Here is a 16,384-nt window from a genome sequence, read left to right as displayed (position 1 = left end):
CTTGAATTAAGCCCAGTGATAGACAATAAAAAAACCAGCCGTGGGCTGGTTTTTGTGTATTTGGGATTCGTAATATTTTCTGTTTAAATGATAAAGACCGTGAATCTCTGCGCTTTTAGTTTCATCTAGGAGTTCGTTTTCATATTTCTGTCGCAAAAACCAACATGTCGTTTTTTCTACATTGCATAGTGAGTTCGTATGCCCCACAATTCCAGTAGGTTATCAGTCTGGAGTTACCGTGTTTAATCTTTATCATTCGAATCAGTTAGATATTTTAAAAGAGCTAATGGCTCACTTTATTGCGAAAGATCCACTTGCCGACCCTTTTGTCGAAGAGCAAGTTTTAGTACAAAGTCCAGGTATGGCGCAATGGGTGAAAATGGAGTTGGCAAAGTCGATGGGCATATCGGCTAATATTACCTTCCCATTACCAGCTTCTTTTATTTGGAAGATGTTCCAAAAAGTATTGCCTGACATTCCCGACAAAAGTGCATTTAATAAAGAGGCGATGTCTTGGAAGTTAATGCTAATACTTCCTGAGTTGTTAGTGCTACCTGAATTCGAATCGTTAAAGCATTATTTAGCGGATGATCAAGATGATTACCGCTTATTTCAACTCTGTCAAAAAATATCGGACACGTTTGACCAATATTTGGTGTACCGACCTGAGTGGATCGCGGGATGGGAAGGTGGTGATAATATGCATGCCGATACTCATCCTTGGCAGCCATTACTATGGCGTGAATTAGTTGCTAAAACAGACGCGTTGGGACAATCTCATTATCACCGAGCCAACTTATATGATCAATTTATCGCCCGTCTGAATAGCTCAACTTTTGATGCCAAGCTGCTACCTGATCGTATTTTTGTATTCGGGGTATCTGCATTACCACCGCGTTATTTAGATGCATTACAAGCACTTGGTATGCATACTGAAATACACTTTATGTTATCGAACCCTTGTCGCTTGTACTGGGGGGATTTAATTGATCCTAAATGGCTGTTAAAGCAACGTACCATGGTTAATCACCACAATGTAACGCTCGGTATGAGTGACAAAGTCAGCGCCAATGATGAACAAACTGTTCGTGCTCTCTTTGATGAAGATGACGCATTTAAAGTGGGTAATCCACTACTTGCGTCTATGGGTAAACTGGGTCGCGATAATTTAGCGTTATTGACAGGTTTTGGTTGTCAGGAGTTAGATGTTTTTGTGCAACCGACCGATGATGGACTACTTGCAAGTATTCAGCGTGATATTTTAGATTTGGCTGATCGCAGTATGGCAGAGTTTAATGTTTCGCAAAAGGATGCCAATACACGAGATAGTCGTTATAAACTCCCTATTAATCCTGAAGACACGTCACTGGAACTGCATAGCTGTCATAGCCCAATGCGGGAAATAGAAGTATTACATAATAATTTGCTTACTATGTTTTCGGCAAACCCAGATCTTAATCCCCGAGATGTGGTTATCATGATGCCTGATGTAAATGGTTACAGTCCTTATATTCAAGCCGTGTTTGGTGCGATGGACCGTTATGATGAACGGTATATTCCGTTTTCTATCTCTGATAGTGGCGCGCAGTATGATAATCCTATTTTACTTAGTTTTTTACAATTGCTAGCGCTACCTTTATCGCGTTGTAACGTATCTGAATTGCTGTCGTTATTGGAAGTACCGGCTGTATTGGCACGTTTTGCTATTACGCCTGATGAGTTTAACCGATTACGTCAATGGATTGATGAATCTGGTATTCGCTGGGGCTTAGATGAAGATGATGCAACTCGTTTTGACTTACCGGGGATGAAACAAAATACTTGGCTATTTGGCTTACATCGTATGTTGCTAGGTTACGCTTATGGTGGTGATGATATTTATCAAGGCATATTGCCTTATCAAGAAGTGCAGGGGATTGAAGCTGAACTACTCGGTAAATTAGCTCACTTTATTGAAGCATTATTAGATAGTCTTACGTTATTACAAGATCCTAAATCGATAGCAGACTGGATCAAGTTAGGTAATACGCTGATCGATAGTTTTTATAAAATTGATGTGGATGATGAGCAATCAATAAAAATGATTCGAGATGCTTTTTCACATTTAGATGAGCAATTAAAAAGTGCCAGTTATGACAAACAAATCACTCCGTTAGTATTACGTGATTATTTAAATAATGCGTTATCACAAGCCGGTGCAAGTCAAAAATTTCTCGCAGGTCAAGTTAACTTCTGTACCCTAATGCCGATGCGTTCAATTCCGTTTAAAGTTATCTGTTTACTTGGTATGAATGATGGTGTTTATCCACGCTCAATTCCGCCAATGGGTTTTGATTTAATGGCTAACGATCATAAACAGGGGGATCGTAGTCGCCGTGATGATGACCGTTATTTATTTTTGGAAGCGCTGATTTCAGCCCAAAGTAAATTATATATCAGCTATATTGGCAGTAGTATTCGCGATAAGAGTGAACGCCTGCCATCAGTGTTAATAACTGAATTATTACAGTATTGTCAGCAAAGTTTTTGTATTACCGGTGATGAGGGCTTGTCGCCAGATGAATCAGCGAAAAAATTATTGATGCATCTCATTCAGCAGCATGCTTTACAGCCATTTGATGCCCGTTATTTTGATCCGCTAGCGCCTTGTTCTTTTGCCAAAGAGTGGTTACCTGCGTTAGCCCCCGCTGAAGAATTAAGACAATTTCTGACGGAACCGCTACCAGCGTTAATCCCTAACGATGATATGCAAGAGGTCGAGTTAGCTGAACTATTACGTTTTTATCGCCATCCAACTAAGTATTTCTTTAACCGACGTTTAAAAGTTTATTTTAATCAGGCCAGTCTTGATGTGCTCGATGACGAACCGTTTGATGTTGATAACTTAGAAAAATATCACCTTAAAGCGCAATTATTGGAAACGGAATTGATGGGAGGCGAAATTAACTTAGTGACAGAACGCTTGGTTGCTTCTGGACGTTTACCACTTGGTCGGTTTGGACAGATTTCATTAGATAAAGAAGTCACTACTGTTAGTCAGCTTGCTCAGGTATTAATGCCTTTATTAACAAATTGTAATGATGATATAGAAGTCGATATTCCTTTGGTTTCAGGCCGTTTAGTTGGTTGGTTAAAACAAATATACAACGGTGGCTTAGTGCGACATAAGCCAAGTGGCTTTAATGGTAAAGATTATCTGCAAGTTTGGTTAGAACATTTATGTTTCTGTATTAGCATTAAAAATCCGGCAGCGACAACGCTTGTCCATTTAACTGCGGGTAAACCTGTTGTGCAACGACTTCGAGTTATTGAGCAACCTCGGGCGAGAGAATTGTTGTTTCAATTACTTGAGGTCTATAACGATGGTTGTTGTCAGCCTTTGGGCTTATTTCCTAAAACTGGTTGGACTTGGGCAAAAACTAAATGTACAACAGCCGAACCTGATGATTATAAATTAAGGTCGGAAGCTGTATTGAATTTCGAAGGTGGCTATAACCGTATGGGTGAAAATGCCGATGACTATTTACAACGTAGTTTCCCACGCTTAAATGACGAGGTATATAAATTAATGTCTGCGTCTTCAGAGTCGGTGTTATTTCCAATATTTGAATACCTGGAGGATGCTGAATAATGGCTGACGTAAATATTCTTAATGCGATGACGTTCCCCCTCTATGGTGAACGTCTGATCGAAGCATCTGCAGGTACAGGTAAAACGTTTACTATTGCCAGTTTATATTTGCGCTTGCTGTTAGGGCACGGCGGCGATAATGCTTATAACAAAGAAGGTCAAATCGAAGCATTAAATGTAGACCAAATATTGGTAGTAACATTTACAGAAGCGGCAACGGCTGAATTACGTGATCGCATTCGGGCTCGTATTCATCAAGCACGTATTGCTTTTAGTATTGGCTATAGTGATGATCCGGTGATTAATCTGTTACTGGCTGATACCCACGTTCAGGATTATGCGCGTTGTGCTAAATCATTATTGGCCGCAGAAAGGCAGATGGATGAAGCGGCTATTTATACCATTCATGGCTTTTGTCAGCGTATGCTGAAGCAAAATGCATTTGAGTCCGGGGCATTATTTGAAAGCGAATTTATTACTGATGAATCGCAGCTAAAATTTAATGCTATTGCTGATTTTTGGCGTAGTCATTTCTATCGTTATAAAGACGGTATGATTGATATGGTACATAGCTTCTGGTCCTCGCCACAAGCACTGCTGCGCGATATTTCGGGATACTTATCTAATACAGATATCGAGTTTATTGCTAAAACTGGCAGTGACGATATTGAGCAGAGTTACGATAAATTAATTTTATCGATTCAGCAGGTCAAAGACGCATGGTTTACAAATGCCAGTGAGCTCTGTGAATTAATTCAAGCGGGTAACTTGAATGGCAATAGTTATCGTGTTGCTAGCGTAGCAAAGTGGCTAAATGAAATGCTCAGTTGGTCGCAATCAGAAACTAAGCAAAATGACTTACCTGATAGTATCGTTAAATTTGCCCAGCATGCTTTAAGCGCTAAAACTAAAAAAGGCAAGCAATCACCAGAGCATCCAGTGTTCTGCGATATTGAAGTCTTATTAGAACAGCCATTATCACTTAAAGATTGTTTTATTGTGAAAGCGGTTGAGTACGTGCGTGCTCGTGTGATGAAAACCAAAAATCAATCACAGCTATTGTCTTTTGATGATCTGTTGTCGGGATTATCTGAGGCATTAGTGGGCGATCAAGCTGTGAGTTTAGCTGAATGTATTCGCAGCCAATATCCGATTGCCATGATTGATGAATTTCAAGATACAGATCAGCAGCAATACGATATTTTTAATACTATCTACAGTAAACAAGATGGTGCTGGTTTATTTATGATTGGTGATCCGAAACAAGCTATTTATAGTTTCCGTGGCGCAGATATTTTTACCTATATGCAAGCCCGTGAAAATGTTGATGATCATTACACCTTAGCTAAAAATTGGCGTTCTTCGACTGCGATGGTCAGTGCGGTAAACCGTGTGTTTGGACATGCTAATAAACCTTTCATTTATGAAGACAGCATTAGTTTTCAGCCTGTTGAATCGCAAGGTAAAAGTAAACCTTTGTTATTGAATGGTGTTGAACCTGCAGCGTTACAGCTTTGGTTACACGAAGAAGAAGGTCAGAAAAATATGACCAAGGGCCTGTATCAACAAGTCTATGCTAAAGCGACCGCTAATCAGATTGCGACATTATTGACAGATGCGCAGCAAGGTAATGCGATGTTATCTGGTCGGCCCGTTAAAGCGGGAGATATTGCTGTTCTTGTGCGAACGGGGGCGGAAGCTAAGTTAGTGCGTGACCAGCTCGATGCTTTATCTGTCCCTAGTGTATATATGTCGAACCGTGAAAGTGTATTTGCAACCCGTGAAGCGCGCGAGTTGTATCATATTTTTGCCGCTATTTTGAATCCTGAAGATGAAGGTTTATTACGAGCGGCATTAGCGACCGCTATTTTTGAGAAACCTGCTATTGAGTTAGACCAACTGAGTAATGATGAAAAAGTCTGGGAACAAACCGTTGCGGAATTTAAGCAATATCAAAATACCCTACAGTGGCAAGGATTTTTACCAGCATTAAGGTTATTACTTAATCAGCAAAATATTGCCGCGATCATGCTCTCAGCCCAAGGTGGTGATAGGCGTTTGACTGATGTTCTGCATTTGGGCGAATTATTACAAGAAGCGAGTTTGGAATTAGATGGTGAGTATAGCCTGTTCCGCTGGTTTGGTGAAAAAATTGAAAACCCAAATAGTGATGCGCAAGAGCAGCTGGTTCGTTTAGAAAGTGAAGCCGATCTCGTACAGGTCGTGACGATCCATAAATCAAAAGGGCTGGAATATAATTTAGTATTCCTGCCGTTTATTTGTGCGACAAGACAAGCATCAACCCCACTTTATCATCAGGATGGCCATACTTATGTGCATCTTGATTTAGATGACGAAGAAGCGTTAGAGACTGCGAAAGAACAAGCTGACCAAGAACGTCTTGCTGAAGATCTACGTCTGTTATATGTGGCATTAACGCGGGGTGTTTATGCTACTTGGTTAGGCTTAGGTGCTGTTAAAATGGGTAATTCTCATAATAAAATGCACTTAAATGCGATGGGATATTTATTACAGCAAGGCGAAGAGTGCAAAGATACTGAATTTAGAGCCTGTATCGAAAAACTTGCCGAGCAGCAGACTTGTGTTGATGTAGTATCTCTACCGTTAGCGGCGGTCGATGCTTATCAACCCATCGTTGCACCGCCTGTGGTTTATCAAGCTAAGACGATGACAAACCCGATTAGTAAAAACTGGTGGGTAACGAGTTATTCTGCATTATCTCGCCATAGTCATGGTAACCGTCATTCTAGCTATGACGCATCGCTAGAATTACCGGGATTCGATGCTGAAGTGGATACCGAAAAAGAAGATGAACAGGAAATTCGTTGGGATATTTTTAGTTTCCCGCGTGGTGCTGCAGCCGGTACCTTATTGCATACGGTGTTTGAGCACATTGATTTTTCCAATGTTGATGAAGACATGCTCACCGAGCAAATATTACAACTGCTCGAGCGCGAAGGGTATGACTTAGCTTGGTTGCCAGTATTACTTGAACTGGTTAACCAAGTACTGGATTGTCCATTGCAGGATGGCTTTAGTTTACGCCAGTTAACGCCAACCCAGAAAAAAGTGGAGATGGAATTCTTTATGCCAATTTCATCGCTTAACTGTGATGATTTAAATACATTGATCAAGCAGCATGATGGCCTTTCTCAGCAGGCTGGAGATCTTGATTTTCAGCAAGTGAGTGGCATGTTAAAAGGTTTTATCGATCTGGTGTTTGTTTATGAAGGTCGTTATTACGTTCTGGATTATAAATCGAATCATTTAGGTGACAGCCAAGCGGATTATACCTTTGGGGCGATTAATCAGGTGATGATTGAGCACAGATATGAACTGCAGTACCAACTGTATACCTTAGCGTTACACCGTTTCTTACGTTCACGTATCCCAGATTACAACTATGAGCAACATTTCGGTGGCGTTTATTATTTGTTCTTACGTGGCATGCAAGTCGAAACAGGTGATCAATATGGCGTATTCTTTACTAAACCATCATTCGACTTTGTTATGCAGTTAGATGACTTATTTTTAGGAGAACTCGCATCATGAGTGTACTTCATTGTCTCAAAGAATTAGCCAACGAAAATAAAATTCGTCAATTGGATTACCAGTTTGCTCGTTTTATCAGTAATTATGAATCTGACCCCGCTATTATTTTATTAGCTTGCTTAACCAGTTATCAACTGGGTAAAGGGCATGTCTGTATTGATTTAAAAAATATAGACAGCAATGCGTTATTTGATTTGAATTTAACCCGTTCACATCTGTTACTGGCTGAAGTCCCGAGTCGTAGCATTACTTGGCCGACATTATTAGAAAATTCGTTGGTGGTTGGTGAGTCGGCACCATTACAGTTTGTGAACGATGCCAATAAATTATATTTACAGCGATACTGGGCTTATGAGTTACAAGTTGCGCAACAATTAAAAGATTTGGCAAAACAAAGTCAGCAACCTGATTTAAGTGCCAGTCTTAATCGTTTGTTCAAACGTGATTATGGTTTCCTATTTCCTATACTTGCCAAAGAGCGAGAAAGTCATTTTAGTGCGCAAACATTTGTGGCTAAATATCTTGATGTGGTGAAGAAAGGCCGGATTAGTTGGCAGGATGTTGAGCAGGTATTACTTACGGCTAAAAATGCCCAAGAACTACATGCATTGGATAGTTTAATACCTGAAGCATACTGCTTAAACTGGCAAAAGTTATCGGTGGCGGTTGCTGCTACTCGTCACTTTTCAGTTATCTCTGGGGGGCCGGGTACAGGTAAAACCACAACAGTAACCAAGTTGTTAGCGTTATTAATCGAACAGGGATTATTAGCGCAACAAGCGTTAACCATTAAACTTGTAGCACCAACTGGTAAAGCCGCTGCACGGTTAACTGAATCGATTGCGGGTGCCAAAGGTAAACTCGATTTACACGTTAGCGTCGCGGATCTTATCCCCGAGCAAGCGGGAACGATACACAGATTATTAGGTGTTATCCCGAATCGACAAGCATTTCGTCATAATAAAGATAATCCCTTACATCTTGATGTGTTGGTGGTAGATGAAGCCTCGATGGTGGATTTACCGCTAATGGCAAAGTTGTTAGCGGCATTACCACCGCATGCACGATTGATACTGTTAGGCGATAAAGATCAACTTGCCTCGGTAGAAGCGGGTTCTGTATTGGCGGATATTTGTGCTTATGCTGAGTCCGGTTATTCGGCAGAGCAAGCTAACTGGTTATCGAAGATTACTGACTATGAACTGAGTCAATATCAAGCCTCTGATGCAGCGGCTATTTATGACAGTTTGTGTTTATTACGTAAGAGTTATCGTTTTGATGCCGAATCCGGTATTGGCTGTTTAGCTAGCGCGGTGAATCGAGGTGATCTGAATGAGTTTGATCGTGTTTGGGAAAATCAACACGATGATATTCACTTGCACCCGTTATCGACAGAAACCTACGACGCACTAATCACAATGGCGAAACAAGGTTATCAAGATTACCTTGCTAAGGTTGTGGTATCACCGAGCGAAGACGAAGCTAAATCAATATTGCGCAGTTTTAATGATTTTCAAATTCTAACTGCGATCAGAGAGGGGGACTTCGGTGTACATGGTTTAAATCAACGCATCGAAAAGGCGTTACAGTCGGCGCGTAAGATCCGTAAAAATCAGTCTGAATGGTATGCGGGCAGACCGATCATGATCACCAATAACGATCATGGTCTCGGTTTATACAATGGTGACATTGGCATTTGTATGCTAGATGAAGATGATCGCATGCGGGTTTATTTTGAAATGGCGGACGGTAATGTGCAGTCTTTTTTACCTAGCAGATTGCCGCCACATCAAACTGTCTTTGCGATGACGATCCATAAATCGCAGGGGTCTGAGTTTCGACATACGGTAATGATACTACCAAATCGCTTTAACCCGGTGCTAACCAGAGAGCTCGTTTATACCGGTATTACCCGTGCAAAAGAGAAACTAGACATATTTACTAACGTCACTGTACTGAAAAAAGCGATCAAATTACGTACGGAACGTGTGAGTGGATTAATGGCATTACTTAATCAAGATTGATGGATCGTAGATTTAGACCCTAGATTATCATTTATCCTAAAAAGGCACTGCTTTGTTATCGATTTTGCAAACATGGACTTAAAAAGTTGGCGTTTGATCACATTTATAGCTAACTTGTTGTGTTATCTTCGCCGCGTTTTTGTTAGCGTATAATATATCGCATAAAGCCTTATTAGGAGAGTGTTTTGCTTAAGGATAAAAATAGTCTGGTTAAAAATATTGGGTTTCAAGTTGTAGTTGCTATGATTATCGGTGCTGCTGTCGGTGCCTTTATGGGTGAAGGCGCTGCCATTTTTGCGCCACTGGGTGCCTTGTTCATTAATCTGATCAAAATGTTAGTTATCCCACTTGTTGCGGTATCGATTATTGCGGGTGCGGCGAATCTCGGTGATAGTCCTTCTGCCGGTAAAATTGGCGTCGGTACATTTGTATTCTTCATGTTGACGTCTGCGATTGCTGTTGCACTGGCGTTAGTGATGGGTACCGTATTTGAACCAGGTGTTGGTGTTGATTTCTCTCAAAATACAGTTGGTCTCGTTGCTGTAACCGCTGAACAGGGTGCACTGCCCGGTGTATTTGAGACTATAATTGGCATGATCCCAACTAACGTCTTTAGTGCGTTAACCAGTGGTAACATTCTCCAAATTTTAGTATTCAGTATCTTCTTTGGTATTGCGTTAACGAAAGTTGAGCGTAAACGTGCAAAACCAATTATGGATGGCTTACAGACCATTATTGATGCATTCGTTTGGATGATTAACTGTGTGATGGTTATTGCCCCAATTGGTGTATTTGGTCTGATGGCAGAATCAGTTGGTACGTTTGGTTTTAGTGCGCTAGCTGTAGTAATGAAACTATTCGTTGTTTATATTGCTGCGATTATTATCTATGGCTTTATCTTCTATCCACTGGTAGTTAAATTTTTCTCTGATACACCAGTTCTGAAATTCATGTCAGCAATGAAGAAACCACAAGCGTTAGCATTATCGACGGCGTCATCAATGGCGACATTGCCAGTGACACTAGAAGTATGTGAAAAAGAATTAAAAATTGCTAACTCAACGGCATCGTTTGTATTGCCGTTAGGCGCAACGATCAACATGAGTGGTAATGCTATTTATTACGGTTTAGTAGCTGTGTTCTTTGCACAAATGTTTAATGTTGAATTGGGCATGGCTGCTTACGCTGCGATTATCTTCACATCGACATTAGGTGCGATTGGTCAAGCGGGTGTTCCTGGGCCGTCTTTCCTTGTTGTTGCAGTATTATTGGCTGCGGGCATACCAATCGAAGGTTTACCACTATTATTCGCGTTAGACCGTATCTTTGATATGGTGCGTACCGCATTGAATATTACAGGTGATGCTGTTTGTGCAGTGGTAATGGATAAATATAATCCAGAGCATCAAGTAACTAAATAATAAAAATTTAGTTACTAAATATTTAAGCTAATAAGATAAGAAGCCACACCCGTTCGGTGTGGCTTTTTTATAGTTGGTAATTATGGCTTAAATTATTATTCGAGATGAGGGTTAGCTTTGTTGGAATTGACTTAATACAGCTTGCGCTTGTTGGTTTATATCACCTGTGCCATCTAACCAATGAATTGTTGCGCCTTGGCGTTCCATTCTTCTAAACCAAGTGTCTTGACGTTTCGCGTATTTATGAATTGCCACGTTGAGTTTATCAAACATGTCATCATAGCTTATTTTACCTTCCACATACTGGCTGACAAAACGATATTCAAGGCCAAAGTATTCAAGCTTCTCATGTGTAACGCCTTGCGCTAGCAAGCCCTCCACTTCTTCTATCATGCCGTTTTCTAAGCGTTCTTTTAAACGTAGAGTAATACGTTGACGTAATACACTACGCTCCCATTTTATCCCAAAATAAAGTGGCTTAATATCAGGTAGAGGTTTTTTTACCGGAGGCATGGTTTGCGATGTTGTATGCTGGGCAATTTCAATGGCGCGGTATAAGCGTGGTCGCACGGTAATATCGGTTGCTTGATACGCATCGCTGTCTAATTCAAATAAGATTTGTTGTACGGCTTCGAGTGCCATGTCGGAAAACTGTTCACGCTGGCTAATATTTTTATCGACTTGCACAAATTCATAACCAGCAACCACCGCATCTATATATAGACCGGTACCGCCGACAAGGAGGGGGAGTTTACCGCGTTGGTTAATGTCTTTAAATACCTTGAAGAAATCGCGTTGGAATTGAAAGGCGTTATATTCTTTACCGGGTTCGATAATATCAATTAAATGATAAGGTACCTCGCCATATTCAGCTAAATCTTTGCCTGACCCAATATCTAAACCAGTATATACCTGTCGAGAATCACCTGAGATTACTTCCCCGTTTAATTGTTTTGCCAGATCGACACCTAAACGTGTTTTCCCCGATGCGGTCGCACCAAGTACGACGATAAGATTGTATTGTTGTTGAGACATGAAATTACCTGAATGAAAAATTGCGCTGTGTGCAGGCCGAAATGGTAACTCAAGCTTGCTATGTGACCAATAGTCTTTTTCACTTTGTCGTGAAACTTATTTTAATTTAGATGAAATTCAAAGATTAATTAATGGAATATTGGATAAATCTCAATTATGCAGTCAAAAAGGTGGTATTTTTTCAAGATTATTCAAATTATACGCTAGATGATTAGGGTTTTAGCGTTATAATCGCCTTCTTGTATTGTTACTTATGATCGGAAAAGTTGTAATGTCGCTTAATGCTAATCTTGATGAATTAGATAAAAAAATCCTTAATGCCCTCATGGTTAACGCGCGTGTACCTTATGCTGAACTGGCAAAAAAGTTTAACGTAAGTGCGGGTACTATTCATGTACGTGTCGAAAAAATGAAAACAACAGGGGTTATTCTTGGCACTAAAGTTGAAGTATGCCCGAAAAAGCTCGGTTATGACGTGTGTTGTTTTATTGGTATTAATCTAAAGAGCGCAAAGGATTACCCTTCTGCGTTGGCACAATTAAAAGCGTTAGATGAAGTCGTAGAAGCGTATTACACAACGGGTAATTACAATATTTTTGTTAAGTTGATGACGCGCTCGATTGATGAACTACAAAAAGTACTGATTGATAAAATTCAACAGATTGAAGAAGTACAATCGACCGAAACATTGATCTCATTACAAAACCCAATTAGTCGTGGTGTTCACCCATAACTTTCACCGCTAATTATAAATGATATAAATGCTATAAGTTAGCCTCATCCTGATCAATAATGAGGTTAACGTCAATTTGTTGTATGAAGGAATATCAATGAAAGAGCAGGGATTCACTACTCATTTAGTTCATCATGATCACAACCAAAATTTAGAGTTTGGTGCTATTCACGCGCCAATTTATAACTCTGCCACTTATGGTTATGATGACATTCAAGATCTTATCGATATCTTCCAAGGCCGCCAAGCTGGCCAAGCTTATGCTCGTCAAGCTACGCCAACGATTGATATGTTGCAAAACATGATCTGCGAAATGGAGCAGGGTAAAGCATCACTATGTTTTAGCTCTGGTATGGCGGCGATTGTTGCGGTATTTTTGACTTTATTAAAAGGTGGCGATCATATTGTTGCCAGCCGTTTCTTATTTGGTAATACCTCAAGTGTATTTGGTACATTAAAAAGTTTTGGCATTGAAGTGACACTTGTTGATGCGACAGATGTGGCTAACGTTGCTGCAGCTTGCCAAGAAAATACGAAAATGGTGTTTGTAGAAACAATTGCAAATCCTGCTACACAAGTTTGTGACTTAGCCGAAATCGGCGAGTTATGTGATGCCAAAGGTTTACTATATGTTGTTGATAATACATTAACGTCAGCGTATTTGTTCCAACCTAAAGTCGTGAAGAGTCATCTTATCGTTACTTCACTATCAAAATATTTTGGTGGTCACGGAAATGTGATTGGCGGCTCTGTAACAGATACTGGTTTATTTGACTGGTCACAGTACCCGAATATATTTGAAGCGTACCGTAAAGGTGACCCGGCTATGTGGGGTTATGCGCAAGTGAAGAAGAAAGGCTTACGTGATATGGGCGCCTGTCTGAGTTCTGAAGCGGCTGGCCAATTAGCGTTAGGTTCAGAAACCATGGCTCTGCGAATTAAGCAATCGTCAGGTTCGGCATTAGCTTTAGCATTGATGTTAGAGAATCATCCAAAAGTTGAACGTGTTTATTACCCTGGTTTGGAATCACATCCTGAATATGCTCGTGCTAAATCATTATTTTCTGCATCTGGATCGATGTTAAGTTTAGACTTGAAAGAAGGTTTGGATTGTTGCAAATTTTTAAATGAGTTGAAGCTGGTGATTGGCGCGACGCATTTAGGTGATAACCGCAGTTTAGCACTGCCTGTTGCGTCAACTATTTTCCATGAAATTGGCCTAGTAGCAAGACAGGAATCGGGTATTAGTGAGAATATGATCCGCTGTTCAATTGGTATTGAAGATACTGATGATTTACTGGCTGATTTTACCCAAGCACTAGCAAATCTGTAAGTTTATTAGCTCGTATATTGAAAGAAAGGCCTAAGTGAGCACTTAGGCCTTTTTGTTCGCACATATAAAATTAGTGAGCATGGTATTTATTATTATCTAACCATGATCAGCATAATCGAAGTCAATTTGTTTATCTTTATGTATGACTCGACAAGGGCCGTGCTCACGCTGAGTAACGGTTGATGCTGTACCTACATGTAAGGTAACGTTATCAAATATACATTTACTTACTTTAATGTTGTGTACGTGAAAGTATTGATCTAATTCAAGTTGTAGTTGCTGTAATTCTATTTCGTCATTCACGCGTTGTTGGTTAAACCTATTTTTTTCATACAGCATTTCTTTGATTTCAGCAACGACACCGTGATCATGTTTCCATTTATCTTTTGGCGGTAAATTATTAATTTTGAGCCACAGCGAATCATCTTCTTCAACTAACGCTTTTAATTCTAGGCTACGGTCTTGTACTTGCACTCGAATTTCATCTTCTTGCATGGCACAAAAAATTTCAGTTTTGGTGCCTGACATCGCCCCAATGTTGACTACTACAATACCATTATTCGCATTTACAGTGCCGCCAATGATATCACCATGGCGGTTAAAACCATCACTCACCGTCAGTTTTCCTTGGGTATGAGTCACACTATGTAATAATTGTTTTGTAATCGTGATGTCACCAACGGCGGTTAACTCGGAATATTGCACAAACTGAGCGCGTATTTGTCCTTGTGCTTTAACCTTAGTCGCGAGCTGTTGACTGTCCCCGTTATTTGTTAGTTGACGGCCTAAGATGCCTTTATTGACGATAACATCACCTGCTGCTTCCAAGGTTGCGGAGTCAACAAACCCCATAACGGTTATATCACCACTACTTTTCACTATCATCTCGGCGTCAACATCACCTGTGATTAAAATGCTACCTTTAAACGTAATATGACCTGTGCCTATATCTACATTCTTAATCGTTAGCATATCATCAACTTGCAAGATGCCTTGGACCTCAACGGCTTGTCCTGTCATGGTTGCAAGTAATCTCAAAGGATTGTTTGGGTCGATCCGGGTACCAGGACCTGCTTGTAGCTTAGTGTCTTTACCTGACTTTGGTAATAGCTCTTTACCGAGTAAGTTGAATCCTTTGGTGCCATTATCTGCGGGTATTTTTTCGATGAGTACGTCGTTAGTTTTAACCATGTTTATTTCACCAAGGTTACGCATATCAACATTACCATCAGTTTTTATTTGTGGCTGTAATAATCGTTCTCGGGCTAATGATACTTGGCGTTTCAATTCGGCATCTTTGCCATTAATTGGAAGTTGACCTTCGGCAACAGTAATCTTAATTTGTTCACCGGGTGATAGGCTCGAGAGTTGTGTAAGTTGTTCCGTTATTTTTTGTTTATCAATACCAAGGTGGATGTTGCTGTTAGTGAGCTCAGCTAAAATATCATCAATTGAAATTTGGTTATCACCCCAGCCAGCCGTTAAATTAATTTCTGCTCGCATGCAGTCTTCATTAAGGCTGATATCAATTTTACAATTATTACGCTCTGCGAGAATAAAGATAAGTTCTTCTTCGCCGGCGCGTTTACCTGTAAGTTTATTTATTTGGGTGACGGCTTCTTCAAGGTTCGCAAGAATAGGAGATAGTTGATTGAAAGGCTCAATATTCAGTAATTCAAGTAAATCAGTTATTTCGAGTGGCGCGTGTTTATTTGGGAGCAGACGGACTTCGGCTTGGTTATCATCTTCGCTTAGCCTAATTAATGTTGAGTCCAGCATACAAGATCCTAAGGTATTATCGTTGATATTAGGGGGAGTTACGTTCCAGTATAGCAGCATAAACTTTATCTAAAGTAGTATAACCTATTGAAATGCTCGGTTTAGTGATCTAAAACTTACTTTAGAGATAGATGAGTTTATTATGTTTAGATACATTGTTTTTTTGTTTGATAGCTCTAATTTATTTGTTATTTAGAATGTAATCTCTGTTGATTATAATATTCCGAATCTTTTACATAGTTGTTCTTTATTGAAGTACATTATTTGGTGGCTTGTTTTTGTTGAAATAAATGTTGAAGGGAGTTAAATAGTATTTATTCCCGATAGATGCACATTTCCCTTATTTCAAATAGACTGAATCTTTTAGTTCTGTGCATTTACTTGTTGTGGTAAGGCTGCCATGGTATTATCCGCACCCGTTAATTATACTGTTGTTGCCCGGTCGCAGGCAGCAGTTAAAAGACGCTTACTTATCTGGATTTTAGTCCAGATCTAAATATTACTACTTATTAGGAAAAGATTATGTCTTTCACTTTTGAAGCACAAGTACGTTCTGACCTTGGGAAAGGTGCGAGCCGCCGCCTACGTCACGCTAACAAATTCCCTGCTGTAATCTACGGTAAAGGCGAAGAAGCTATCTCTATCGAACTAGACCACGATACAGTTAACAACGCACAACGTAACGAAGAGTTCTTCTCTTCAGTAATTACGCTTGTAGTTGACGGTACTGAAATGGCTGTTACAGTTAAAGCTATGCAACGCCACGCGTTCAAGCCAAAACTACAACACATTGATTTCATCCGCGCTTAATATCGGATTGTTATAATTGTGATAAGAGCGCCATGTTGATGATTCG

At 40.1% G+C, this 16,384-nt stretch carries 9 protein-coding genes; 7 read left to right on the top strand and 2 right to left on the bottom strand.

Going from position 1 to position 16,384, the window contains the following annotated elements:
• Positions 1–238 precede the first annotated feature (238 nt).
• The 4 genes from recC to HWV03_RS21265 all read left to right on the top strand — a co-directional run bounded on the left by recC (position 239) and on the right by HWV03_RS21265 (position 10,648).
• Positions 239–3,631 carry an exodeoxyribonuclease V subunit gamma gene (gene recC / locus HWV03_RS21280; RefSeq protein ID WP_211677818.1) on the top strand — a complete coding sequence of 1,131 codons (3,393 nt, stop codon included), beginning with the start codon at positions 239–241 and terminating at the stop codon, positions 3,629–3,631.
• Entirely contained in the window at positions 3,631–7,203 is a 3,573-nt protein-coding gene (recB, locus tag HWV03_RS21275) for an exodeoxyribonuclease V subunit beta (protein ID WP_211677817.1), read from the top strand. The genes recC and recB overlap by 1 nt, the downstream gene beginning before the upstream one ends.
• Positions 7,200–9,227, top strand: coding sequence for an exodeoxyribonuclease V subunit alpha (gene recD, locus HWV03_RS21270; protein WP_211677816.1), 2,028 nt, complete (start codon positions 7,200–7,202; stop codon positions 9,225–9,227). Before recB ends, recD begins: the two co-directional genes overlap by 4 nt.
• Positions 9,228–9,469: 242 nt before the next feature.
• On the top strand, positions 9,470–10,648 hold the full coding sequence (locus HWV03_RS21265; RefSeq protein WP_255547191.1) for a dicarboxylate/amino acid:cation symporter: 1,179 nt from the start codon (positions 9,470–9,472) through the stop codon (positions 10,646–10,648).
• A gap of 111 nt (positions 10,649–10,759) precedes the next feature.
• Here HWV03_RS21265 and miaA read toward each other — a convergent pair whose 3' ends face one another.
• On the bottom strand, positions 10,760–11,683 hold the full coding sequence (miaA, locus tag HWV03_RS21260; protein WP_211677814.1) for a tRNA (adenosine(37)-N6)-dimethylallyltransferase MiaA: 924 nt from the start codon (positions 11,681–11,683) through the stop codon (positions 10,760–10,762).
• A 271-nt stretch (positions 11,684–11,954) separates the two neighbouring features.
• Here miaA and asnC point away from each other — a divergent pair, with 271 nt between their 5' ends.
• Positions 11,955–12,416, top strand: coding sequence for a transcriptional regulator AsnC (gene asnC / locus HWV03_RS21255; protein WP_006032709.1), 462 nt, complete (start codon positions 11,955–11,957; stop codon positions 12,414–12,416).
• A gap of 97 nt (positions 12,417–12,513) precedes the next feature.
• The gene (locus HWV03_RS21250; RefSeq protein WP_211677813.1) at positions 12,514–13,749 is read left to right on the top strand and encodes a cystathionine gamma-synthase family protein; all 1,236 of its coding nucleotides are present in this window, start codon (positions 12,514–12,516) and stop codon (positions 13,747–13,749) included.
• Positions 13,750–13,845: 96 nt separating this feature from the next.
• Here HWV03_RS21250 and HWV03_RS21245 read toward each other — a convergent pair whose 3' ends face one another.
• On the bottom strand, positions 13,846–15,528 hold the full coding sequence (locus HWV03_RS21245; protein WP_211677812.1) for a DUF342 domain-containing protein: 1,683 nt from the start codon (positions 15,526–15,528) through the stop codon (positions 13,846–13,848).
• 522 nt (positions 15,529–16,050) lie between these two features.
• Here HWV03_RS21245 and rplY point away from each other — a divergent pair.
• Complete coding sequence (gene rplY / locus HWV03_RS21240) at positions 16,051–16,338, top strand: 50S ribosomal protein L25 (RefSeq protein ID WP_198439038.1); 288 nt, start codon at positions 16,051–16,053, stop codon at positions 16,336–16,338.
• Positions 16,339–16,384 lie beyond the last annotated feature (46 nt).

Origin of the sequence: Moritella sp. 36 (genome assembly GCF_018219415.1) — a bacterium.
In the GTDB taxonomy this organism is placed as follows: Bacteria; Pseudomonadota; Gammaproteobacteria; order Enterobacterales; family Moritellaceae; genus Moritella.
This window is presented reverse-complemented; position numbering and strand designations above follow the sequence as displayed.